Annotated in this window: 19 protein-coding genes; 14 read left to right on the top strand and 5 right to left on the bottom strand. The window is 72.0% G+C overall.

Features of this window, described 5'->3' with window-relative positions; all coding sequences use genetic code 11:
• Positions 1-148 precede the first annotated feature (148 nt).
• The 11 genes from ACFYZS_RS19505 (at position 149) to ACFYZS_RS19455 (ending at position 13,752) form a co-directional block, all read left to right on the top strand.
• Positions 149-1,963, top strand: coding sequence for a 3-hydroxyacyl-CoA dehydrogenase family protein (locus ACFYZS_RS19505; protein ID WP_389013749.1), 1,815 nt, complete (start codon positions 149-151; stop codon positions 1,961-1,963).
• Between the two features lie 175 nt (positions 1,964-2,138).
• Entirely contained in the window at positions 2,139-2,966 is an 828-nt protein-coding gene (locus ACFYZS_RS19500) for a TetR family transcriptional regulator (protein WP_389013747.1), read from the top strand.
• A gap of 402 nt (positions 2,967-3,368) precedes the next feature.
• Positions 3,369-4,706 carry a crotonyl-CoA carboxylase/reductase gene (ccrA, locus tag ACFYZS_RS19495; protein ID WP_389013744.1) on the top strand — a complete coding sequence of 446 codons (1,338 nt, stop codon included), beginning with the start codon at positions 3,369-3,371 and terminating at the stop codon, positions 4,704-4,706.
• A 49-nt stretch (positions 4,707-4,755) separates the two neighbouring features.
• A complete protein-coding gene (locus ACFYZS_RS19490) occupies positions 4,756-6,807 on the top strand; it encodes a protein meaA (RefSeq protein ID WP_389013741.1) in 2,052 nt (683 codons plus the stop codon).
• The gene (locus ACFYZS_RS19485) at positions 6,804-7,778 is read left to right on the top strand and encodes an HpcH/HpaI aldolase/citrate lyase family protein (RefSeq protein WP_389013738.1); all 975 of its coding nucleotides are present in this window, start codon (positions 6,804-6,806) and stop codon (positions 7,776-7,778) included. The genes ACFYZS_RS19490 and ACFYZS_RS19485 overlap by 4 nt, the downstream gene beginning before the upstream one ends.
• 5 nt (positions 7,779-7,783) lie before the next feature.
• On the top strand, positions 7,784-8,296 hold the full coding sequence (locus tag ACFYZS_RS19480; protein WP_030155134.1) for a MaoC family dehydratase: 513 nt from the start codon (positions 7,784-7,786) through the stop codon (positions 8,294-8,296).
• A gap of 2 nt (positions 8,297-8,298) precedes the next feature.
• On the top strand, positions 8,299-9,504 hold the full coding sequence (locus tag ACFYZS_RS19475) for an acyl-CoA dehydrogenase family protein (RefSeq protein WP_030868030.1): 1,206 nt from the start codon (positions 8,299-8,301) through the stop codon (positions 9,502-9,504).
• A 186-nt stretch (positions 9,505-9,690) separates the two neighbouring features.
• Positions 9,691-10,347 (top strand): phosphatidylserine decarboxylase, encoded by a 657-nt coding sequence (locus ACFYZS_RS19470; protein WP_030868027.1) that lies wholly within the window; start codon positions 9,691-9,693, stop codon positions 10,345-10,347.
• 34 nt (positions 10,348-10,381) lie between these two features.
• The gene (gene pssA / locus ACFYZS_RS19465) at positions 10,382-11,206 is read left to right on the top strand and encodes a CDP-diacylglycerol--serine O-phosphatidyltransferase (protein WP_030155141.1); all 825 of its coding nucleotides are present in this window, start codon (positions 10,382-10,384) and stop codon (positions 11,204-11,206) included.
• A 527-nt stretch (positions 11,207-11,733) separates the two neighbouring features.
• A complete protein-coding gene (locus tag ACFYZS_RS19460; RefSeq protein ID WP_389013733.1) occupies positions 11,734-13,215 on the top strand; it encodes an AlkA N-terminal domain-containing protein in 1,482 nt (493 codons plus the stop codon).
• A 15-nt stretch (positions 13,216-13,230) separates the two neighbouring features.
• Entirely contained in the window at positions 13,231-13,752 is a 522-nt protein-coding gene (locus ACFYZS_RS19455; protein ID WP_389013730.1) for a methylated-DNA--[protein]-cysteine S-methyltransferase, read from the top strand.
• Between the two features lie 7 nt (positions 13,753-13,759).
• On the opposite strand, the gene ACFYZS_RS19450 is transcribed toward ACFYZS_RS19455, so the two are convergent.
• The 3 genes from ACFYZS_RS19450 to ACFYZS_RS19440 are packed head-to-tail and all read right to left on the bottom strand — an operon-like array spanning position 13,760 to position 16,464.
• Entirely contained in the window at positions 13,760-14,188 is a 429-nt protein-coding gene (locus ACFYZS_RS19450; protein WP_389013727.1) for a hypothetical protein, read from the bottom strand.
• A gap of 35 nt (positions 14,189-14,223) precedes the next feature.
• Positions 14,224-14,724, bottom strand: coding sequence for an NUDIX domain-containing protein (locus ACFYZS_RS19445; RefSeq protein WP_389013724.1), 501 nt, complete (start codon positions 14,722-14,724; stop codon positions 14,224-14,226).
• Positions 14,725-14,760: 36 nt separating this feature from the next.
• Positions 14,761-16,464, bottom strand: coding sequence for a BCCT family transporter (locus ACFYZS_RS19440; RefSeq protein WP_389013722.1), 1,704 nt, complete (start codon positions 16,462-16,464; stop codon positions 14,761-14,763).
• 143 nt (positions 16,465-16,607) lie between these two features.
• On the opposite strand from ACFYZS_RS19440, the gene ACFYZS_RS19435 reads away from it, so the two are divergent.
• Positions 16,608-17,756: a glycerate kinase gene (locus tag ACFYZS_RS19435; protein ID WP_389013719.1), complete on the top strand. Its 1,149-nt coding sequence runs from the start codon at positions 16,608-16,610 to the stop codon at positions 17,754-17,756.
• 81 nt (positions 17,757-17,837) lie between these two features.
• Here the strand turns inward: ACFYZS_RS19435 and ACFYZS_RS19430 are convergent, their stop codons facing one another.
• Entirely contained in the window at positions 17,838-18,422 is a 585-nt protein-coding gene (locus tag ACFYZS_RS19430; protein WP_389013716.1) for a cysteine hydrolase family protein, read from the bottom strand.
• An 82-nt stretch (positions 18,423-18,504) separates the two neighbouring features.
• On the opposite strand from ACFYZS_RS19430, the gene ACFYZS_RS19425 reads away from it, so the two are divergent.
• Positions 18,505-19,482, top strand: coding sequence for a GlxA family transcriptional regulator (locus ACFYZS_RS19425; protein ID WP_389013713.1), 978 nt, complete (start codon positions 18,505-18,507; stop codon positions 19,480-19,482).
• Between the two features lie 18 nt (positions 19,483-19,500).
• The gene (locus ACFYZS_RS19420; RefSeq protein ID WP_389013710.1) at positions 19,501-22,299 is read left to right on the top strand and encodes a SpoIIE family protein phosphatase; all 2,799 of its coding nucleotides are present in this window, start codon (positions 19,501-19,503) and stop codon (positions 22,297-22,299) included.
• 72 nt (positions 22,300-22,371) lie between these two features.
• On the opposite strand, the gene ACFYZS_RS19415 is transcribed toward ACFYZS_RS19420, so the two are convergent.
• Complete coding sequence (locus ACFYZS_RS19415) at positions 22,372-24,438, bottom strand: SpoIIE family protein phosphatase (protein ID WP_389013707.1); 2,067 nt, start codon at positions 24,436-24,438, stop codon at positions 22,372-22,374.
• Positions 24,439-24,440 lie beyond the last annotated feature (2 nt).

Raw genomic sequence — 24,440 nt, 5'->3', positions numbered from 1 at the left:
TACCCCTGCTGCCTTTCGTGTACGGCGCGGCCCCGGGACAGGGTCCGCCGTTCTCCGCCCCGCGCTTCTTCGCGGGCCGGCTCTCCCGTCGCGCGTCGTGCGCCGTGCGGCGCCCTCAGTCGTCACCCTCTTCCACTGGAGTCCCGCGATGGACCTTCCGTCCACGTCCAGTCAGTCCACCGGCCGGCCCGCCTTCCAGACCATCGCCGTCGTCGGCCTCGGCACCATGGGCACCGGCATCGCCGAGGTCCTCGCCCAGGCAGGCCGCGAGGTCATCGGCATCGACATCAGCGAGGCCGCCACCCGCCGGGCCACCGCCGCCCTCGCGGCCGCCACGGCCCGTTCGGTGGCCCGCGAGCGCCTCACCGAGCAGGAGCGCGAAGGGGTCCTCGCCCGCTTCCGCACCTTCACCGAACTGTCCGCCGCCGCCGACGCCGACCTCGTCATCGAGGTCGTCCCGGAGAGCTACGAGCTCAAGCAGCGCCTCTTCCGCGAGCTCGACGCGATCGTCCGCCCCGACACGATCCTGGCCACCGGCACCAACGCCCTGTCGGTGACCCGGCTCGCCGCCGAGTCGCAGCGCCCCGAGCGCGTCCTCGGCCTGCACTTCTTCAACCCGGCCCCGGCGATGAAGCTGGTCGAGGTGGTCTCCAGCGTCCTGACCGCCCCGCCGGCCGTCGAGGCGGTCACCGTGCTGGCCCGCGAGCTCGGCAAGGAGCCCGTCTCCGTCGGCGACCGCCCCGGCTTCGTCGCGGACGGCCTGCTCTTCGGCTACCTCAACCAGGCCGCCGCGATGTACGAGTCGAAGTACGCCTCCCGCGAGGACATCGACGCGGCGATGCGGCTCGGCTGCGGTCTGCCCATGGGCCCGCTCGCGCTGCTCGACCTGATCGGCGTGGACACCGCCCGGACCGTCCTGGAGGCCATGTACGCCTCCTCCGGCGACCGGCTGCACGCCCCGGCCCCGATCCTGGGCCACCTCGCCGAGGCCGGCCTGACCGGGCAGAAGTCCGGGCGCGGCTTCTACACGTACGCCGAGCCGGGCAGCTCCACGATCGTCCGCGACGCGCAGACCCCGCTGGACGGGGCCCGGCTGGGCGAGGGCCGCCCGGTCGCGAAGGTCGGCGTGGCCGGCTCCGGCACCATGGCGAGCGGCATCGCGCAGGTCTTCGCGCAGGCCGGCTTCGCGGTGGTGCTCGCCGCCCGCAGCCAGGAGAAGGCGTCCGCCGCGAAGGCCGCGATCGGCAAGTCCTTGGACCGTGCGGTGTCCAAGGGCAGGCTGACCGCGGAGAACGCGGCGCAGACGCTGGAGCGGATCAGCCCGGCCGGCTCGCTGGACGCCTTCGCCGACGTGGACCTGGCCGTGGAGGCCGTCGCCGAGGACCTGGCGGTCAAGCAGGAGCTGTTCGCCGCCCTCGACAAGGTCTGCAGGCCGGGCGCGGTGCTGGCCACCACGACCTCCTCGCTGCCGGTGATCGCGGTGGCCCGCGTGACCTCGCGTCCGCAGGACGTGATCGGCATGCACTTCTTCAACCCGGCGCCGGCGATGAAGCTGGTCGAGGTGGTCCGGACCGTCCTGACCTCCGACGACGTGCACGCCACGGTCCGCGAGATCTGCCTGAAGGTGCGCAAGCACCCGGTGGACTGCGGGGACCGGGCCGGGTTCATCGTGAACGCGCTGCTGTTCCCGTACTTGAACAACGCCGTGAAGATGGTCGAGCAGCACTATGCGAGCCTCGACGACATCGACGCGGCGATGAAGCTGGGCGGCGGCTACCCGATGGGGCCCTTCGAGCTCCTCGACGTCGTCGGCCTGGACGTCTCGCTGGCGATCGAGAAGGTGCTCCACAAGGAGTTCCGCGATCCCGGCCTGGCCCCCTCCCCGCTGCTGGAGCACCTGGTGGCGGCGGGCTGCCTGGGCCGCAAGACCGGCCGCGGATTCCGTGAGTACGCCCGCCGGTAATCAGCGCTCCGGCCAGGTGCCCCCAGAGCCGGATGCGTGGGGAGGGCTGCTCGGGTCTGCCGCACCCTCACGGCAGGCCGTACCTTCCGAGCCCAGTGCGGGCCCTCCCCCGCATCCACCCCTGCCCCACCCCCCTCAGGCGCGCTCCCCCGCGCAAATGAAGTACTTTCGCTCTATGTCCCAGCCCGCCAAGACCTCGCCCCGCGCCGCCACGGCCTCCGACAGCACGGAGAGCACGGCCGGCACCAAGGCGGCCGCACAGCGGCTCAAGATGCGCCGCGAGCTCGCCGCCGCCGCCATGGAGCTGTTCGCGACCAAGGGATACGAGGCGACGACGGTCGACGAGATCGCCGCGACCGCGGGGGTGGCGCGCAGGACCTTCTTCCGGCACTTCCGCTCCAAGGAAGAGGCGATCTTCCCGGACCACGACGACACCCTGACCCGGGCCGAGGCGGTGCTGGACGTGGCCCCGGCGCACGAGCACCCGCTCGACACCGTGTGCCGCGGGATCAAGGAAGTCATGAAGATGTACGCCGCCTCGCCGGCGGTGTCGGTGGAGCGCTACCGGCTGACCCGCGAGGTGCCGGCGCTGCGGGAGCGGGAGATCGCCTCGGTGGCCCGGTACGAGCGGCTGTTCACCCGCTACCTGCTGGCCCACTTCGACGAGACCGACCACCACGACGGCAACGACGACCCGCTGCTGGCCGAGGTGGCCGCCTCGGCGGTGGTGACGGCCCACAACCACGTGCTGCGGCGCTGGCTGCGGGCGGGCGGCCAGGGGGACGTGGAGGCGCAGCTGGACCACGCCTTCTCGATCGTGCGGAAGACCTTCGGCACGGGGATCGGCGCGGGCCGCACCCTGAGCACCGCCCCGGCCCCGCCCCCGGCCGCACCGGCGGAGGTCCGTACGCAGGGCGAGGTGCTGGTGACGGTGGCCCGCACGGACGCCCCGCTCGACGAGGTCATGCGGACCATCGAGGAAGCACTCAGAAACAAGCAGTAGTCGCACACATCACAGTGGCCGCTCCCGTTCCGGGGGCGGCCGCTTTTGTTTGTCCGACTTGCCCCTACTCGCGGGTAACACTGATCGATCATCGCTCATCTGCGCAGGTCAATAGGCAAATGAGAGAAAGTTTTGGCACGCGGTGCCTTGCTGAGTGACACGGGGTGCCATACGTTGAATCTCGTCCGGATGTCCCCGCGGTCCACGCCCACTCGGCAGAACCGCGCCCCGGATGCCTGCGTCACCAGGCCCCGCGCGCACGCCTCACCACGGGCGTCGCGCCAGCACCACAGCTCCGCCGGACCGACGGCAATCGCAGCACCACAGCACCACCCACACCACACCCGTTCCACGCACCCGCGTATCCCTCAGCGCACCCTCAGCGCTCGCCGGAGGCACACCGTGAAGGACATCCTGGACGCGATCCAGTCGCAGGCCGCAACGGCCGCCGACTTCGCGGCCCTGCCGCTCCCCGACTCGTACCGCGCGATCACCGTGCACAAGGACGAGGCGGAGATGTTCGCGGGGCTCACCACCCGTGAGAAGGACCCGCGCAAGTCCCTGCACCTCGACCAGGTCCCGGTCCCGGAGCTCGGCCCGGGCGAGGCCCTGGTGGCCGTCATGGCCTCCTCGGTCAACTACAACTCGGTCTGGACGTCGATCTTCGAGCCGGTGTCGACCTTCAACTTCCTGGAGCGTTACGGCAAGCTCAGCGACCTGAGCAAGCGCCACGACCTCCCGTACCACGTCATCGGCTCCGACCTCGCGGGCGTCGTGCTGCGCACCGGCCCCGGCGTCAACTCCTGGAAGCCGGGCGACGAGGTCGTCGCGCACTGCCTCTCGGTCGAGCTGGAGTCCTCGGACGGCCACAACGACACGATGCTCGACCCCGAGCAGCGCATCTGGGGCTTCGAGACCAACTTCGGCGGCCTGGCGGAGATCGCCCTCGTCAAGTCCAACCAGCTGATGCCGAAGCCCGGCCACCTGAGCTGGGAGGAGGCCGCCTCCCCCGGCCTGGTCAACTCCACCGCCTACCGCCAGCTGGTCTCGCGCAACGGCGCCGGCATGAAGCAGGGCGACAACGTCCTGATCTGGGGCGCCAGCGGCGGCCTCGGCTCGTACGCGACCCAGTTCGCGCTGGCCGGCGGCGCCAACCCGATCTGCGTGGTCTCCAGCGCGCAGAAGGCGGACATCTGCCGCTCGATGGGCGCGACCGCGATCATCGACCGCAGCGCCGAGGGCTACAAGTTCTGGAAGGACGAGCACACCCAGGACCCCAAGGAGTGGAAGCGCTTCGGCAAGCGCATCCGCGAGCTGACCGGCGGCGAGGACATCGACATCGTCTTCGAGCACCCCGGCCGCGAGACCTTCGGCGCCTCGGTCTACGTCACGCGCAAGGGCGGCACCATCACCACCTGCGCCTCCACCTCGGGCTACATGCACGAGTACGACAACCGCTACCTGTGGATGTCCCTCAAGCGGATCATCGGCTCGCACTTCGCCAACTACCGCGAGGCGTGGGAGGCCAACCGCCTGATCGCCAAGGGCAAGATCCATCCCACGCTGTCCAAGGTCTACTCCCTGGAGGAGACCGGCCAGGCCGCGTACGACGTCCACCGCAACCTCCACCAGGGCAAGGTCGGCGTCCTGGCGCTGGCCCCCGAGGAGGGCCTGGGCGTGCGCGACCACGAGCTGCGCGCGACGCACCTCGAGGCGATCAACCGCTTCCGCAACATCTGAACCGTCTGAATCGTCTGAGTCGGCTCAAAGGCCATAAGGATCGCCTGAGATGACAGAGCGCCAGAAAGACCGTCCGTGGCTCATGCGGACGTACGCCGGCCACTCCACGGCCGAGGCGTCCAACGAGTTGTACCGCCGCAACCTCGCCAAGGGCCAGACCGGCCTGTCGGTCGCGTTCGACCTCCCGACGCAGACCGGCTACGACCCCGACCACATCCTCGCCCGCGGCGAGGTGGGCCGGGTCGGGGTCCCGGTCTCCCATCTGGGCGACATGCGGCGGCTGTTCCAGGACATCCCCCTGGAGCAGATGAACACCTCGATGACGATCAACGCCACCGCCATGTGGCTGCTGGCGCTCTACCAGGTGGCCGCCGAGGAGCAGGGCGCGGACATCGCCCAGCTCCAGGGCACCACCCAGAACGACATCGTCAAGGAGTACCTCTCGCGCGGGACGCACGTCTTCCCGCCCGGGCCCTCGCTCCGCCTGACGACGGACATGATCGCGTACACGGTCAACCACATCCCGAAGTGGAACCCGATCAACATCTGCTCGTACCACCTCCAGGAGGCCGGGGCCACCCCGGTCCAGGAGATCTCGTACGCGATGTCGACGGCGATCGCCGTGCTGGACTCGGTGCGCGATTCGGGCCAGGTCCCGGCGGATCGTTTCGGCGAAGTGGTCGCCCGCATCTCGTTCTTCGTGAACGCGGGCGTCCGCTTCATCGAGGAGATGTGCAAGATGCGCGCCTTCGGCCGCATCTGGGACCAGGTCACCCGCGAGCGCTACGGCATCGAGAACGCCAAGCAGCGCCGCTTCCGGTACGGCGTCCAGGTCAACTCCCTCGGGCTGACCGAGGCGCAGCCGGAGAACAACGTCCAGCGCATCGTGCTGGAGATGCTCGCGGTCACCCTCTCCAAGGACGCCCGCGCCCGCGCCGTGCAGCTGCCCGCCTGGAACGAGGCGCTGGGTCTGCCCCGGCCCTGGGACCAGCAGTGGTCGCTGCGCATCCAGCAGGTCCTGGCGCACGAGAGCGACCTGCTGGAGTACGAGGACATCTTCGCCGGATCCCACGTCATCGAGGCCAAAGTCGACTCCCTGGTCGTCGACTGCCTGGCCGAGATCGACCGGATCCAGGAGATGGGCGGCGCGATGGCCGCCGTCGAGTCCGGGTACCTCAAGTCCCAGCTGGTCTCCTCGCACGCCGAGCGGCGGGCCCGGATCGAGGCCGGCGAGGACAAGATCGTCGGCGTGAACTGCTTCGAGCAGACCGAGGAGAACCCGCTGACGGCCGACCTGGACGGCGCCATCATGACGGTCGACCCGGCCGTCGAGGCGCTGACCGTGGAGCGGATCGTCCGCTGGCGGGCCGAGCGGCAGGAGTCCTCGGAGCGGCAGGGCAACGGCGACCCGTTCGTCTTCCCGACGGTGATGCAGGCCCTGGACCGGCTCAAGGAGGCCGCGGCCGGGACCGAGAACCTGATGGAGGCCACCCTGGAGTGCGCCCGCGCGGGTGTCACCACCGGCGAGTGGGCGAACGCCCTGCGCGAGGTGTTCGGCGAGTTCCGCGCCCCGACCGGGGTCTCCTCGGCCCCGGTCGCGGTCACCGCCGAGGAGGGCACGCCGATGGCCCTCGTCCGCGAGAAGGTCGCCCGCACCGCCGAGGACCTCGGCTCCGGCCGGCTGCGCCTGCTGGTCGGCAAGCCGGGCCTGGACGGGCACTCCAACGGCGCCGAGCAGATCGCCGTACGGGCCCGCGACGCCGGATTCGAGGTGGTCTACCAGGGCATCCGGCTGACGCCCGAGGAGATCTCCTCGGCGGCGCTGGCCGAGGACGTGCACTGCGTGGGACTGTCCATCCTGTCCGGTTCGCACAGCGCGCTCGTGCCGGACGTGCTGGAACGCCTCCGCACGGCGGGGGCGGGTGACATCCCGGTCGTCCTCGGCGGCATCATTCCGAACGCCGATGCCATCGCCCTCAAGGCGGCCGGTGTGGCCGCCGTCTTCACACCCAAGGACTTCGGTATCACGGAGATCATCGGCCGTATCGTCGACGAGATCCGGAAAGCGAACAAGCTCGACCCTCTGGAGGTCCCCGCATGACCACGCCCACGTCTCCCGTGAACCGCCTTCGGCCGCGCCGCTCCTGCCTCGCGGTGCCGGGCTCGAACCCGCGCTTCCTGGAGAAGGCCCAGGGCCTGCCGGCCGACCAGGTCTTCCTCGACCTGGAGGACGCCTGCGCCCCGCTCGCCAAGGAAGGCGCCCGCCACACCATCGTGGACGCGCTGAACAACGGCGACTGGACCGGCAAGACCCGGGTCGTGCGCGTCAACGACTGGACCACGCACTGGACGTACCGCGACGTCATCACGGTCGTGGAGGGCGCGGGCCAGAACCTCGACTGCATCATGCTGCCGAAGGTCCAGGACGCCCAGCAGGTCGTGGCGCTGGACCTGCTGCTGACGCAGATCGAGAAGACGATGGGCTTCGAGGTCGGCAAGATCGGCATCGAGGCTCAGATCGAGAACGCCAAGGGCCTGGTCAACGTCGACGCGATCGCCGCCGCCTCGCCGCGGCTGGAGACCATCATCTTCGGCCCGGCCGACTTCATGGCCTCGATCAACATGAAGTCGCTGGTCGTGGGCATGCAGCCGCCCGGCTACCCGGCGGACGCCTACCACTACATCCTGATGCGGATCCTGATGGCGGCCCGCACGCACGACCTCCAGGCCATCGACGGCCCCTTCCTGCAGATCCGCGACGTGGACGCGTACCGCGAGGTGGCCGGCCGCGCCGCCGCCCTGGGCTTCGACGGCAAGTGGGTGCTGCACCCGGGCCAGGTCGACGCGGCCAACGAGGTCTTCTCCCCCTCCCAGGAGGACTACGACCACGCCGAGCTGATCCTCGACGCGTACGACTGGTGCACCTCCGAGGCCGGCGGCAAGAAGGGCTCGGCCATGCTGGGCGACGAGATGATCGACGAGGCCAGCCGCAAGATGGCCCTGGTCATCGCGGGCAAGGGCCGCGCGGCGGGCATGCAGCGCACCACCAAGTTCGAGATCCCGGAGGCCTGATCCCGATGCAGTTCGGACGTACGTACGAGGAGTTCGAGGTCGGGGCGGTCTACAAGCACTGGCCCGGGAAGACGGTCACGGAGTACGACGACCACCTCTTCTGCCTGCTGACCATGAATCACCACCCGCTCCACATGGACAGCAATTACGCCGAGAACACGACCGACTTCGGCAAGAACGTGGTCGTGGGCAACTACATCTACTCGCTGCTGCTCGGCATGTCCGTGCCGGACGTTTCCGGGAAGGCCATCGCCAACCTGGAGATCGAGTCGCTGCGGCACGTGGCGCCGACCTTCCACGGCGACACCATCTACGGCGAGACCACGGTCCTCGACAAGACCCCGTCCAAGTCGAAGAACGACCGCGGGATCGTCTACGTGGAGACCAAGGGCTACAAGCAGGACGGCACCCTCGTCTGCGTCTTCCGGCGCAAGGTGATGGTCCCGACCGAGACGTACATCAAGGAGCGCGGCGGCGAGCAGCCCGGCCGCCCGCAGCTGAAGGAACAGGGGAAGTAGCCATGGCCCGACTCGCCCAGACCGCCGGGCTGACCGACGTCCAGCGGGAGATCCTCAAGACCGTCCGGGAGTTCGTCGACAAGGAGATCATCCCGGTCGCGACCGAGCTCGAACACCGTGACGAGTACCCGCAGCAGATCGTCGACGGCCTCAAGGAGCTCGGCCTCTTCGGCCTGATGATCCCGGAGGAGTACGGCGGCCTGGGTGAGTCGCTGCTCACCTACGCGCTGTGCGTGGAGGAGATAGCGCGGGGCTGGATGTCCGTCTCGGGCATCATCAACACCCACTTCATCGTGGCGTACATGCTCAAGCAGCACGGCACGCAGGAGCAGAAGGACCACTTCCTCCCGCGCATGGCGCTGGGCGAGGTGCGCGGCGCGTTCTCGATGTCCGAGCCGGGGCTGGGCTCCGACGTGTCGGCCATCACGTCCAAGGCGGTGAAGGACGGTGACGAGTACGTCCTGAACGGCCAGAAGATGTGGCTGACGAACGGCGGCTCCTCGACGCTCGTGGCCGTCCTGGTCCGGAGTGACGAAGGACACCCCGAGGGCACGGCCCCGCACAAGTCGATGACGACCTTCCTCGTCGAGAAGGAGCCGGGCTTCGGTGAGGTCCGTCCGGGCCTGACCATCCCGGGCAAGATCGACAAGATGGGCTACAAGGGCGTCGACACGACCGAGCTGATCATGGACGGACTGCGCATTCCGGCCAATCGGGTCCTCGGAGGCCAGACGGGCCGAGGGTTTTACCAAATGATGGACGGGGTCGAGGTCGGCCGCGTCAACGTGGCGGCGCGTGGCTGCGGCGTCGCTCAGCGTGCGTTCGAGCTGGGTGTCTCTTATGCCCAGCAACGTCACACTTTCGGCAAGGCGATCGCGGAGCACCAGGCCATCCAGTTCAAGCTGGCCGAGATGGCTACCAAGGTCGAGGCCGCCCATGCGATGATGGTTAATGCAGCACGCAAAAAGGACTCCGGGGAACGAAACGACCTCGAAGCAGGGATGGCGAAGTACCTCGCCTCCGAATACTGCAAGGAGGTGGTGGAGGACGCCTTCCGCATCCATGGCGGCTACGGGTTCTCGAAGGAGTACGAGATCGAGCGCCTCTACCGCGAGGCACCGATGCTGCTGATCGGTGAAGGTACGGCCGAGATCCAGAAAATGATCATCGGTCGACGCCTGCTCGAGGAGTACCGACTGCAGGGCTGAAAGTCCCTTTTGCGGCGGATCCTCCATGGGTTCGTCGCAAAAGAATCACTGGCAGTCACTGGCTGGCGGCCATCGACTCGGCTTCTGGCTTGCCCAGTTGTTGCGTGCAACCGATAGCATTCCAGTAAAGCCGCCGTCCCGTCCCCCTGTTTGCGGCGCGGCAATCACCCGCTACGAAGGTCATCCATGCCCCACAGCCAAACCTCTGCACCTCGCGTCGGCATCCTCGGTGGACGTCTCGCACGCGGAGCATCGCCGTGGCTTCTGCCGACCGTCGCCACCGCTGCGCTCAGCCTCACCCGGGCCCGCAAGTCCGGACGCTGGGCCGCGGTGGCCGTGCCCACCACCGCTCTCGCGGCGGGCATGCTGTGGTTCTTCCGCGACCCCGAGCGTGAGATCACGCAGGGTCGGGTCATCTCGCCCGCCGACGGTGTGGTGCAGAGCATCATGCCGTGGAAGGACGGGCGGACCCGGGTCGCGATCTTCATGAGCCCGCTGAACGTCCACGTCAACCGCGCGCCCCTCGCGGGCACGGTGACGTCCGTGGAGCACATCCCGGGCGGGTTCGTTCCGGCGTTCAACAAGGAGAGCGAGAACAACGAGCGCGTTGTCTGGCACTTCGACACCGAACTCGGCGACATCGAGATGGTGCAGATCGCCGGCGCCGTCGCACGCCGCATCGTCCCGTACCTGCCGGCCGGTACCAAGGTGGAGCAGGGCGAACGCATCGGTCTGATCCGCTTCGGCTCCCGCGTCGACATCTACCTCCCCGAGGGTGTCGAGGTCGCGGTCGAGGTCGGACAGGCCACCACCGCGGGGGTGACCCGAATTGACCGTGACTGACCCTGAGACTCCCACCACACCGTCGGGCGGCTGGGTGCCCGAGGCCGCGGAGGAGGAGTCCGCAGAAGACGACATGCCGCTCTCGCTGCGGCTGTCGATAGCGGACACCCTCACCCTCGGCAACGCGACGTGCGGATTCATGGCGGTGTACTTCACCACCACCGGGATCCTCATCCCGCACCTCACCGGCAGCGGCGAGTCGGGCATGGCCCGCAACAGCGCCGCGACGGCCGTGATACTGATGCTGCTCGCCGCGGTCTTCGACCTCTTCGACGGCATCGTGGCCCGCAAGCTGCGCAGCTCTCCGATGGGCGCCGAGCTGGACAACCTGTCCGACCTGATCAGCTTCGGCCTGGCTCCCGCGTACTTCGTGCTCGTGTACGGCATGGTCGCCGACGACGCGGTGCAGAAGATGTCCGCGCTGGCCGCGATCGTGGTGCTGCTGGCCGTGGTGCTCAGACTCGCGAGATTCAGCTGCGTGACCATGAAGGACGGCATGTTCCAGGGCATGCCGAGCCCCTTCGGTGCGCTGACGGTCGTCTCGATCGTGCTGCTGGAGCTGCCGTTCGTCCCGACGCTGCTGGCGATCATCGGGGTGGCCTGGCTGATGGTGAGCCGGGTCGAGTACCCCAAGCCGCGGGGTGTCCTCGCGGTGGCGATGCTGAGCTGGATCATCGGGGCCATGGGCCTCCTGGCGGCCTGGGCGTTCGACGCCCCGGGCGGTCAGCTGCTGCTCCAGGCGGGCTGCGCGCTGCAGATCGCTCTGGCGGCGACCATCCCGCTGTTCGCGACGACCCGTCGCGCGAACACCTTCCGCCACAACCGCCGCGAGGCGCGAGCGGCGTCGCAGCTCCCGTAGCCGCACGCAGTCCCCGAAGGCCCCCGAGGTGTCACACCCCGGGGGCCCTTCGCATGCCGGGGCGCCTTCGGCTGCACGGCCGCCGCGGGGGGGGCGGGGCGGGTGGCCGGGCGGGTGGCCGGCGCCGGGGGCGGGGTGGGGCGCTGTCCGGGGTAGGCATGATTTATGGCCCCCGAGCGGGCGCGTCATGTGCCCGGAGGTCTGGGCCACAAATCACGTTTTACACCCCGGACAGCGCCCCACCCCGCCCCCGGCACCGGCCTGCCGGCTTCGAGTGGTCTGCCCGGGCGGGGACGGTGGCGGGGCGGGGGGTCGTCCGGGGTGTCAAACGTGATTTGTGGCCCGTATCCCGAGCGAGGTCGACGCTCCCGCTGGGGGGCCATAAATCATGCCTACCCCGGACGACCCCCCGCCCCGCCACCGGCCCCGCCCGCCCCCGACGGCCGCCCACCCGCCACCCCCGGAGGGCTACGCTTGATGTCGGAAAACCGCCAGCCCGGCGTGGGCCGGGCCGGGATGCTGGAGCCATGTACACCGACACCGACCGCTGTGTGAGGGCCGTGCAGTCGAAGGACGCCCGCTTCGACGGGTGGTTCTTCACCGCCGTGCGGACCACCGGGATCTACTGCCGCCCCAGCTGCCCCGCGGTGCCGCCCAAGGTCGAGAACATGACCTTCCTGCCCAGCGCCGCCGCCTGCCAGCAGGCCGGCTTCCGGGCCTGCAAGCGGTGCCGGCCGGACACCTCCCCCGGCTCCCCCGAGTGGAACGCCCGCGCCGACGCCGTCGCCCGGGCCATGCGGCTCATCCAGGACGGGGTGGTGGACCGCGAGGGCGTACCGGGGCTGGCGGCGCGGCTGGGGTACTCCACCCGCCAGGTGGAGCGGCAGCTGAACGCCGAGCTCGGCGCCGGGCCCCTCGCCCTCGCCCGGGCGCAGCGCGCCCAGACCGCCCGGCTGCTGATCGAGACCTCCGAGCTGCCGATGGGCGACATCGCCTTCGCCGCCGGGTTCTCCTCGATCCGGACCTTCAACGAGACCGTCCGCGAGGTCTTCGCGCTCGCCCCCGGCGAGCTGCGCCTGCGGGCCGAGAAGGCGAACCGGCACGTTCCGAAGGTGCCCGGGAGCATCAGCCTGCGCCTGCCGTACCGGGCCCCGCTCAATCCCGACAACCTCTTCGGCCACCTCGCCGCGACCGCCGTCCCCGGGGTCGAGGAGTGGCGGGCCGGCGCCTACCGCCGGACGCTGCGGCTCCCGTACGGCACCGGGGTCGTCGCGCTCAGCCCGCAGCCCGACCACATCGGCTGCCAGCTGGCCCTCACCGACCTGCGGGACCTCACCATCGCCATCAGCCGCTGCCGCTGGATGCTCGACCTCGACGCCGATCCCGAGGCCGTCGACGGGCAGCTGCGCGCCGACCCGCTGCTGGCCCCGCTCGTGGACAAGGCCCCGGGGCGGCGGGTGCCGCGTACGGTCGACGCGGCGGAGTTCGCCGTGCGGGCGGTGCTCGGCCAGCAGGTGTCCACGGCGGCGGCCCGCACGCACGCCGCCCGGCTGGTCACCTCGTACGGGGAGCCGGTGGCCGATCCCGATCCCGAGGGCGGGCTGACCCACCTCTTCCCCTCGCCGCAGGCGCTGGCCGCCCTGGACCCGCAGTCGCTGGCCCTTCCGGCGAGCCGGCGCACCACCTTGACCACGCTCGTGGGCGCGCTGGCCGACGGCTCGCTCCCGCTCGGCATCGACAGCGACTGGGAGGCGGCCCGGGCGCGGCTGAACGCGCTGCCCGGGTTCGGCCCGTGGACCACCGAGGTGATCGCGATGCGGGCGCTGGGCGATCCGGACGCCTTCCTGCCGTCCGACCTCGGGGTCCGGCGGGCCGCGAGGGAGCTCGGGCTGCCGTCCACGCCCGCCGCGCTCACCGCCCGGGCGGCCGGCTGGCGGCCCTGGCGCGCGTACGCCGTGCAGTACCTGTGGGCCACCGATGCCCACCCCATCAACCACCTGCCCGTCTGAGGAGTGCATTCCGACATGAGCACCGCGCACGTCAGCACCACGAACACCAAGCAGCACACCGTCGTCGACAGCCCGTACGGCCCGCTCACCCTGGTCGCCACCGACGGCGTCCTGAGCGGCCTGTACATGGTCGGGCAGCGGCACCGACCCGCCGAGGAGTCCTTCGGGGAGCGGGTCGCCGCCACCGAGGAGCCGTTCCCCGAGGTCGCGCGGCAGCTGGCCGCGTACTTCGCCGGTGAGCTCACCGAGTTCGACGTGCCCGTCCGGCTGGAGGGCACCGCCTTCCAGCGCAGCGTGTGGGAGCAGCTGGTACGGATTCCGTACGGCCGGACCTGGTCGTACGGGGAGCTCGCGGCGAAGCTCGGCAAGCCGAACGCCTCGCGCGCGGTGGGTCTGGCCAACGGGAAGAACCCGGTCAGCATCATCGTCCCGTGCCACCGGGTGATCGGTGCGTCGGGGAGCATGACCGGCTACGGCGGCGGGGTCGAGCGCAAGGTGCGGCTGCTGGCCTTCGAGGCCGGCGCGGAGACGCCGTAGCCGCGGCTCAGACCAGCGCGAGGGGGACGAGCAGGGCGAACGCGGCCCCCGCCTCCACCGCGTAGGCGTACAGGGAGGGGTGCTGGACGGGGGCGGCGAGCAGGACCACGCTCTGCTGGGCGGTGGCCGCCGCCACCCAGTCCGCGTCGGCTCCGAGGTTGCCCTGGTACCAGCCCTCGCAGGCGCCGGGGCCGGTGACGGCGAGGAGGTCGTCCTCGGGGCGGTAGAAGGCCTGCCAGCCGGCGGCGGGGGCGGACCAGCCCTCGAAGTCGGTGAACGAGGCCCAGCCGCCCTCGCGTATCGCGGTGTCGAACAGCCACACCGGCGTCCCCTCGGGGGTGACTTCGCCGCCCTCCTGCTGCTCGGTGGTGAAGTGGACCATGGGCAGGGCGTCGGGCCCGTCGGCGGTGCTGGGCCAGGCGTACATCGTGATCATCAGAGGATTCTGTCCTGCTCGAAGTGGGCCCGGTGTCACGAGGAGACCGGGCGGCTGCCGTTCTCCAGCTCCGCGGTGCCCTCGCCGGACTCCAGGACCCGGTAGGCCTCCCGGGTGCGGCGGCCGAGCGATCCGGGGAGGTACGCGGTGAGTTCGGCGGGCTCGACCAGCCGCCAGGAGAGCAGTTCCTCCTCCTGGAGCCTGATCGAGGCGAGTTGCGCCTCGTCGAGCACACCGCCGTCGTAGAGGTAGGCGACCAGCGGCGGACGGCCCTCGCCGAGCGTCCAGTCGACGGCGAGCAGCCGGCCGAGCGGCAGGTCCAGGCCGATCTCCTCGGCGCTCTCGCGCCGGGCGGCCGTCCGCGGGGACTCACCGGTGTCGGACTCGATGGTGCCTCCCGGCAGGGCCCAGCCCTCACGGTAGTTGGGCTCGACGAGCAGCACCCGCCCCTCGGCGTCCCGGTAGAGGGCGGCGGCGCCGGCCAGCACCCGGGGCAGGCTCGCGATGTACGTGGCGTAGTCGTCCGTGGTGGTCACGCGGCCAACCCTACCCAGCCGCCCCACCGGACGGGATCACGGCTCCGGGGCGGCCGGCGGGGGCGGGTCCTCGCGGTTGCGGCGGGAGGGGTCGGCCAGCCGGCGCAGGCGGTGGTGGCGGGCCGGAGCCCGGTCGGGGACGGCGTCGCCGACCATCGCGGTGACCGCGTCCCGCATCCCGTGCAGGGCGTGGTGGCGGGCGGGGCCGGCGCCGGGGTCCTCGCGGAGCTCCTTCACCAGGGCCCAGCAGAGCAGCATCATGACGATCACGAAGGGCAGCGCGACCAGGATGGTGGCGGTCTGCAGGGACTTGAGGCCGCCGGCGACCAGGAGCACGGCCGCCACCGCCGCCATCAGCACGCCCCAGGTGACGACCAGCCAGGTGGGCGGGTTCAGCGAGCCGCGGCTGGTGAGCGAGCCCATCACCAGCGAGGCCGAGTCGGCGCTGGTGACGAAGTACGTCATGACCAGGGCCATGGCCACGTACGAGGTGACGGTGCCCAGCGGGAGCGCGTCCAGCATGGCGAAGAGGGAGGCCTCGGCCCCGTCCTTGACCTTGGCGGCGAGGTCGGCCGCGCCGGTGGAGTCGAGGCGGATCGCGGTGCCGCCCATCACGCAGAACCAGACCACCGTGGCGCCGCTGGGCACGAGCAGGACGCCGATCAGGAACTCGCGGATGGTGCGGCCGTGGGAGATGCGGGCGATGAAGGTGCCGACGAACGGCGCCCAGGACAGCCACCACGCCCAGTAGAAGATCGTCCACGTGCCGAGCCAGGCGCTGTCGGTGAAGGCGCCGGTACGGGTGGCCATGGGCAGCAGTTCGTGCAGGTAGCTGCCCACGCTGGCGGGGACCACGTCGAGGACGTAGACGGTCGGGCCGAGCAGGAAGACGAAGACCATCAGGGCGGCGGCGAGCACGATGTTGATGGTGCTCAGCCATTTCACCCCCTTGTGCAGGCCGGAGAAGGCGGAGAGCACGAAGGCCGCGGAGAGCGAGGCGATGATGATGAGCTCGACGCCGGTGGAGTCCTCGATCCCGGCCGTGATGTGCAGCCCTTCGGCCACTTGGAGCGCGCCGAGGCCGAGGCTGGTCGCCGTTCCGAAGACGGTGGCGAAGACGGCGAGCAGGTCGATGGCCTTGCCGGGCCGGCCGTTGGCCCGCTCCTCCCCCAGTAGCGGGACGAAGGCGGCGGAGAGCCGGTTGCCGCGGCGCTTGCGGAACGTGGCGTAGGCGAGGGCGAGTCCGGCGATGCCGTAGATCGCCCAGGGCGTGAGCGTCCAGTGGAAGAACGAGTAGTCGAGGGCCGCCTGGGCGGCGGCGCCGGAGCCCGGAGCCGCCCCAGAGGCGGGCGGCGGGTTCAGGTAGTGGGTGAGCGGCTCGCCGACCCCGTAGAACATCAGGCCGATGCCCATGCCGGCGCTGAACATCATCGCGATCCACGCCAGGTTGGTGAACTCGGGCTCGGAGTCGTCGGCGCCGAGCCGGATCCGGCCGAAGCGGCTGATCGCGAGGACGACGCACATGACGAGGAAGACGTCGGCGGCGATCACGAACAGCCAGGCGAAATTGGCCAGGACCCAGGCCAGCGCGGTGCTCGACGCCGTGTCGAAGGAGTCCTTGCCGAGCGCGGCCCATGCGACGACGGCCAGCACGGCGATCACCCCGATGGTGACGACGGCCGGGTCCGGTGCGGGTTCCGCGCCCTCCGGGCGGGCGTCTTCCCGTGATTCCGCGCTCATGCGGCCACACTATGCAGGCGTATATCCCTATTTAGGGGGATGGCGCGCCGCCTGTGACCCAGGCCACCCATGGGCATAGGAGGATCCTCCGGATAGGCTCATGGGGGCGCGACTGCACTGTTCGATAGCAAGGGATTAGCAAGGTGACGGACGGAGCAGTAACTGAGACCGCGCGCGTGCTCATCGCCGCGGACAAATTCAAGGGCTCGCTCACGGCCGTTCAGGTCGCGGAGCGGGTGACGGCCGGCCTTCGCAAGGCCGTACCGGGCGTGGAGATCGAGACCCTCCCCGTCGCGGACGGCGGCGACGGTACGGTCGCGGCCGCCGTGGCGGCCGGGTTCGAGCGCCGGGAGGTACGGGTCACCGGACCGCTCGGCGAGCAGGTCACGGCCGCTTTCGCGCTGCGCGAGGGCACCGCCGTGGTCGAGATGGCCGAGGCCTCCGGGCTGCAGCTGCTGCCGGCGGGTGTGTTCGCCCCGCTGACGGCCACCACGTACGGCTCGGGCGAGCTGCTGAAGGCCGCGCTGGACGCGGGCGCGCGCTCGATCGTCTTCGGTGTGGGCGGCAGCGCCACCACCGACGGCGGCGCGGGGATGCTGGCGGCGCTGGGTGCGGTGTTCCTGGACGCGAACGGTGAACCGGTCGGTCCGGGCGGCGGCGCGCTCGCCGCACTGGCGTCCGCGGACCTGTCCGGGGTCGACCCGCGCTTCGCGGAGGTCGACTTCGTCCTGGCGAGCGACGTGGACAACCCGCTGACCGGTCCGAAGGGCGCTCCCGCGGTCTACGGCCCGCAGAAGGGGGCCTCGCCCGAGGACGTGGCCGCGCTGGACGCGGCGCTGGCGCACTTCGCGGTGGTGCTGGAGAAGTCGATCGGCGAGGAGGCCGGCCGCTTGGCCGCCGCCCCGGGTGCGGGCGGCGCGGGCGGCATCGGGTACGGGGCGCTGCTGCTCGGCGCGTCGTTCCGGCCCGGGATCGAGCTGATGCTGGAGGTGCTGGGCTTCGCGCCGGCGCTGGAGCGCGCCACGCTGGTGATCACCGGTGAGGGCTCGCTGGACGAGCAGACCCTGCACGGCAAGGCGCCGGCCGGTGTCGCCGCCGCGGCGCGTGCGGCGGGCAAGCCGGTCGTCGCGGTCTGCGGCCGTCTGCTGCTGGACCAGGAGGCGCTGGAGGCGGCCGGCATCCGCAAGGCGTACCCGCTGACGGACCTGGAGCCCGATCCGGCCAAGTCCATCCCGAACGCGGGTCCCCTGCTGGAGCGGGTCGCGGCGAACATCGCCGCCGAGGTGCTCTGACCTCCGGTCGGCCGTACGAGGCCCGGCGCCCCCTGGCGGGGTGCCGGGCCTCGGCGTTCGCGCACCGGTCCGGCTCCGGGACTACGAGCCCAGCAGCTGGGCCGTGGTGACGACCCGGGCGAAGCCGCCGCCCTGGAGGTTGACGGCGGTGGCGGTGGCCAGCTCGTCCGCGGTCAGGCTCAGCCCGTCCGGGCCCGCGAGGTCGAAGGTGTGGGTGGCGTCGAGCGGGACGAGGACCTCGTAGCCCAGGTTCCCGGCCATCCGGGCGGTGGTCTCGACGCACATGTTGGTCTGGATCCCGGACACCACCAGCTGGCCGATGCCCTGGGCGGTGAGCCATGCGGCCAGGTCGGGGGTGCCGTAGAAGGAGGAGTTCACCGTCTTGGTGACCAGCAGGGCCTCCTTCCCCGCCCGGTCGGCCACGAAGTCCTTGAAGGCGTGGCCGGGGTGGTCGGCGGCCAGGACCGAGCCGGCGGTCCGCGAGGCGTGCTGCACGAGGACCACCGGGCGGCCGGTCTCCTGCCAGGCGTCCATCAGGGCGGCGATGTTCGCCTCGGCGGCCGGGTTGTTGCGCGGACCCCAGTACGACGCGTCGTCGAAGCCCTTCTGTACGTCGATGACCAGCAGGGCGGCGTTGGGGGCGAGTGCGATCTCGTTCTTCGTCATGGCTTCATGATCTTCCGCCGGACAGGCCCCCCGACAGCGGCTCCGGGGACCCGAACCGATGGGATCCTGCCAAGATGGCAGCATGCATCGTGTCGCCGTCGTCGTCCAGCCCGGCATCCGCAGCTTCGACCTCGCCGTGATCACCGAGGTCTGGGGCCCCGACCGCAGCCCGCTCGGCGTCCCCCGCTTCGAGCTGCGCCGGTGCGCCCTGGACGCCGGCCCCATCGCGCTGCCCGGCGGGCTCACCCTGGCCCCCGACCGGGGGCTCGACTGGCTCGCCGAGGCCGATCTGGTCGTCGTACCGGCGCTGGCCGAGCCGTCCGACCCGACGCCCGGGCCGGTCCTCGCCGCCCTGCGGGAGGCGCACGCCCGGGGCGTTCCGGTGGCGGCGCTGTGCGCCGGGGCGTTCATCCTCGCCGAGGCGGGCCTGCTGGCGGGCCGCCGGGCCGTGACCCACTGGTCGCTGGCTCCGCGGCTGGCCGCGCGCCACCCGTCCGTACGCGTCGAGGACGCCCCGCTGTACGTGGAGGACTGCGGGCTGTGGACCTCCGCCGGGGTGGCTTCCGGGATCGACCTCTGCCTGCACCTCGTACGGCAGGCCCACGGGGCGGAGGCCGCCGCCGCCATCGCGCGGTCCATGGTGACGGGCCCGTTCCGCACCGGCGACCACGCCCAGTACCTGGACCGGCCCACCCCCGCGGCGGACCGGACCGCCGAGGCCCTGGCGGCCGTACGGGAGCGGGCCCTGCTCCGTCTGCACGAGCCGCTGTCCGTGGCCGCCCTGGCCCGCTGGGCGGGGATGTCCCCGCGCTCCTTCGCCCGCCATTTCGTCGCCGCGACCGGCACCACGCCGCACCGCTGGCTCCTCGGCCACCGCCTGGACGCGGCCCGCAAGCTGCTGGAGCGCACCGACCACCCGGTGCCGGAGGTGGCCCGGCGCGCGGGCTTCGCCAGCGAGGTCACCTTCCGCCAGCACTTCACCTCCCACGTGGGCCTCAGCCCCCGGGCGTACCGCGTCGCGGCTGCCGTCACATCGGCAGCCCCGCCCAAATCCCGGTGACAGTGTTAGAAATGGCTCATGACCGGACGTTTGGGTCGACCCAGGGGATCACCGCCCCGGCAGCCGCCCGGGCAGGGCCCGGGCCTGCCCGCGCGCCGGCCCCGGGGTGCCCGCAGCGTCGCCGGTCAGGTCTTCGCGCTCATGGCGGTCATCGTGATGCTGCTGATCACCGCCGCCGCGCTCGCCCTCGTCTTCCAGGAGCGGTACGGCACCGAGCGCGACGCGCGGCACCGCTCGCTGGCGGCCGCCGAGGCCTTCGCCCACGCCCCCGGCCTGCCCGCGGCCCTGAGATCGCCGAATCCGACGGCGGAGCTGCAACCGCTGGCCGAGGCCGCGCGGCGGGCCGCCGGCGTCGACTTCATCGCCGTGATGACCCTCGACGGGCTGCGCTACACCGACTCCCGGCCCGACCTGATCGGCAAACGGGCCACCGGCGACCTCTCGCGCGCCGTGGCCGGGCACCCCTTCACCGAGGTGTTCAAGGGCTCTCCGAGCGACGCCGTCCGCGCCGTGGTCCCCGTACGGGACGCGAGCGGCAGGGTCGTCGGCCTGGTCGGCACCGGCATCGAGGTCGCCACCGTCTCCGACGCGGTGGCCGGTCAGCTTCCGCTGCTGCTCGGCGCCGCGGCCGGCGCGCTGCTGCTCGGCACGGGCGGCGCCGCCCTGGTCAGCGGGCGGCTGCGGCGCCAGACCCGGGGCCTCGGGGCGGCCGACATGGCCCGGATGAACGAGCACCACGAGGCCGTCCTGCATGCGGTGCGCGAGGGCGTCCTGATCATCGACGCCGACCAGCGGCTGCTGCTGGCCAACGACGAGGCCCGGCGGCTGCTGAACCTGCCGCCCGACGCCGAACAGCGCCACGTGAGCGAGCTCGGCCTCGACCCGCGGACCACCGCGCTGCTGGTGTCCGGGCGGGCCGCCACGGACGAGGTGCACCTGGCCGGAGACCGGCTCCTGGCCGTCAACGTCCGCGCGACCAAGCCGTACGGCGGGCACCCGTCCGGCAGCGTCATGACCCTGCGCGACACCACCGAGCTCGCCGCGCTCTCCGGCCGCGCCGAGGTGGCCCGGGAGCGGCTCCAGATGCTGTACGACGCGGGGGTGCGGATCGGGACCACGCTGGACGTGGTGCGCACCGCCGAGGAGCTCTCCGAGGTGGCCGTCCCCCGGTTCGCCGACTTCGTGACGGTGGAGCTGCTGGAGCCGGTGCTCAAGGGGGAGGAGCCCTCGCGGGGCAGCGGCGTCTACACGGAGATGCGCCGGGCGGCGATGAGCGGGGTGCGCACCGACCAGCCGCTGCAGCCGGTCGGCGACATCATCCGGTTCGTGGTGCCGACGGCGCCGATGGCGGCCGCCCTGGACGCCGGCCACGCGGTGCTCGCCCCCGATCTGAACGCGGCGATGGGCTGGCGGGCCCAGGACGAGGAGGGCACCCGCCAGGCCCTGGGGTACGGGCTGCACTCGCTGATCTCGGTACCGCTTCAGGCCCGCGGGGTGGTCCTCGGCATGGCGAACTTCTGGCGGGCCGCCGACACCCCGGAGGCCTTCGACGAGGAGGACCTGTCGTTCGCCGAGGAGCTGGGGGCCCGGGCGGCCGTCTCGATCGACAACGCCCGCCGCTACACCCGGGAGCACGCCACGGCCGTGGCCCTGCAGCGGAGCCTGCTGCCCCGGGTGCTGCCGGACCAGAGCGCCGTGGACGTGGCCTTCCGGTACCTGCCCGCGAAGGCCGGGGTGGGCGGGGACTGGTTCGACGTGATCCCGCTCGCCGGCGCCCGGGTGGCGCTGGTCGTCGGCGACGTCGTCGGGCACGGGGTGCACGCGGCGGCCACGATGGGCCGGCTGCGGACCGCCGTCCACAACTTCTCGTCCCTGGACATGCCGCCGGACGAGCTGCTCGGGCACCTGGACGAGCTGATCCACCGGATCGACCAGAACGAGGCCGGGAGCTCCGGGGACCCCGCGGAGGGGGCGGGCGAGGCGGCCGGCGTCACCGGCGCCACCTGCCTGTACGCGATCTACGACCCGGTCTCCGGGGTCTGCGCCATGGCGAGCGCCGGGCACCCCGGACCGGCCCTGGTCCGGCCGGACGGCGCCGTGGAGTTCCCGCAGCTGCCCAGCGGGCTGCCGCTCGGGGTGGGCGGCATGCCCTTCGAGGCCGTGGAGCTGCGGCTGCCGGAGTCGAGCCGGCTCGTGCTGTTCACGGACGGCCTGCTGGAGGACCGCGACCGGGACTTCGACACCGGCCTCGGGCTGCTGGCCGAGACGCTCGCGCACCCCGGCCGCAGCCCCGAACAGGCCTGTGCCGACCTCCTGGCGGCGCTGCTGTTCCCGGCGCCGAGCGACGACATCGCCCTGCTGGTCGCCGACACCCGGCGGCTGGAGGCGGACCGGATCGCCGAGTGGGAGGTGCCGCCCGATCCGGCCGCGGTCTCCCGGGTGCGGGGCGCGGGCTCGGCGCAGCTGGCCGCCTGGGGGCTGGAGGACATCGCCTTCACGGCCGAGCTCATCCTGAGCGAGCTCATCACCAACGCCATCCGGTACGGGAACACGCCCATCCGGGTGCGGATGCTGCGCGACCGCAGCCTCATCTGCGAGGTCTCCGACGGCAGCAGCACCTCGCCGCACCTGCGGTACGCGGCCACCACGGACGAGGGCGGCCGCGGCCTGTTCCTGGTGGCGCAGTACGCCGAGCGCTGGGGCACCCGGTACACCGAGCGGGGCAAGGTCATCTGGGCCGAGCTGCCGCTGACCGGGGGTGCGGAGCCGGCCGCGCCCGCGCCGGACCTGGCGGCGCTGGAGGACCTGGCCTGGTGACCGGGCCGCCCGGAGGGCCGGCGTGACGATTCGCCCGGGGCGCGCCCGGGGCGCGGCCGGGCCGGCGCCGGGTCAGGGGCCGCCGGTGGCCCTCGTACGGGCCAGCAGGACCGCCACGTCGTCCTGCGGGGCACCGGGCAGCAGCTGCGCCAGGATGTCGTCGCACAGTCCGTCCAGGGGCCGTGCGGCGTCGCGCAGCGCCCGCCCCAGCTGGGCCATGCCCTGGTCGAGGTCGCGTTCGCGGGACTCGATGAGCCCGTCGGTGTACAGCACGAGCAGGCTCCCGGGCGGCAGGGCGACCTCCTCGGTGCGGAACTCCTGTCCGCCGGTGCCCAGCGGGGTGCCGGGCGGGCCGTCGAGGAAGGCGACCTCCCCGCCGGCCGTGGCGACGGCCGGCGGGGGGTGGCCGGCGCGGGCGATGACGCAGCCGCCGGTGGCCGGGTCGTGGACGGCGTAGACGCAGGTCGCCATCTCGTCCTCGCCCAGGTCGGCGACGGCCTCGTCGAGCGAGCGCAGCAGCCGGGTCGGGGAGACGTCCTGGCGGGCGAGGGTGCGGACGGCGGTGCGCAGCTGTCCCATGACGGCGGCGGCGTGGATGCCGTGGCCCATGACGTCCCCGATGACCAGGCCGGTGCGGCCGCCGGGCAGCTGGATGACGTCGAACCAGTCGCCGCCGACGTCGTGGTCGCTGGCGGGCAGGTAGCGGCCGGTCAGTTCGAGGCCGGTGACCTCGGGGAGGGCGCTGTTGCTGAGGCTGCGCTGGAGGGTCAGGGCGGCCCGGCGCTGGTTGGTGTACATCCGGGCGTTGTCGATGTTGAGTGCCGCGCGGGCGACCACCTCGTCGATGAGTACGGCGTCCTGCTCGTCGAAGGGCTCGCGCGCTCTCGTCCGGGTCACGGTGACCGCGCCGAGCACGGTGCCGCGGGCGAGGAGGGGGATCAGCCGGGCGGAGCCGAGGGTGGCGAGGTAGTCGCGCAGCTCCGCGGCGCGCGGGTCGGGCAGCAGCGCGTGGACGTCGGACCGGTAGAGGTTCATGGCCCGGCCCTCGGCGATGACCCGTTCGTAGACGGAGTCGGGCGGGATCTGGAAGGTCTGGCCGGGTGCCAGCCGGGCGGTGGGGGCCTCGGGGTCGGGGAACTCGACCGCGATGCGGCGCAGGACGCCCTCGTGGGTGGCCGCCGCGTCGTCGGGGGCGAGGACGGTCTCCAGCAGTTGTACGTCGGCCGAGTCGGCCAGCCGGGGTACGAGGACCTCGACGATCTCCCGGGCGGTCTGGCTGAGGTCGAGGGTGGTGCCGATGCGGGTGCCGGCCTCGGCGAGGACGGCGAAGCGGTGGCGGGCCCGCTCGGCCTCGCCCTGGGCGTGCTGGCTCTCGGTGATGTCGATGAGGGAGGCGATCACGCCGAGCGGGCGGCCGGAGCCGTCGAGGAGGGGGGCGTACGAGCAGGACCAGGTGTGGTCGTGCTCGGGATCGGCCGGGGTCCGGCCGGTGCGGCGGACGTCGACGACGGCGGTGCCCCGGTCCAGGACCTGCCGCATGGTCGCTTCGAGCGCGGCGGCGTTGACGCCGGGGACGACCTCGGTGAGCCGTTTGCCGACGTGCTCGGCGGCCGATACGCCGTTCATCCGGGCCAGGGCGTCGTTGACGCGCAGGAAGCGCAGGTCGGGGCCGAGGGTGGCGAGGCCGATGGGCGACTGGGTGAACAGGCTCTGCAGGGCGGCGAGCGAGTCCCGCATGCGCAGGACCTCGGAGGTCTCCACGGCGATCAGCATGGCGCCGGTGCGGCCCTGCGGGTCGGCGGCGGGGACGATCCACATCTCCATCGTGACGCGGTGCCCGTCGCGGTGGCGTACGGGGAGGGTGCCGACCACCGTCTCGCCCGCCTGGACCCGCCGGGTCAGGTCGTCGGCGAGCGCGTGGTTGGGCTCGGGGACGAGCACGGAGGTGCCGGGGAGGCCGAGGATGTCCTCGGGGCGGTGGCCGAGGAGGTCCTGGGCGGCCAGCGACCATTCGACGATGATCCCGTCGGCGTCCTCCCGCCACAGCGCGATCGGCAGCAGCTCGCTGAGTACGCCGGCGTACCCGACGGCCGCGGCCGGCTGGTCCGGGACCTCGCTCGTCGACTGGTATGTGTCCACCG

The organism is Streptomyces sp. NPDC001903, assembly GCF_042891345.1.
In the GTDB taxonomy this organism is placed as follows: domain Bacteria; phylum Actinomycetota; class Actinomycetes; order Streptomycetales; family Streptomycetaceae; genus Streptomyces.
This window is presented reverse-complemented; position numbering and strand designations above follow the sequence as displayed.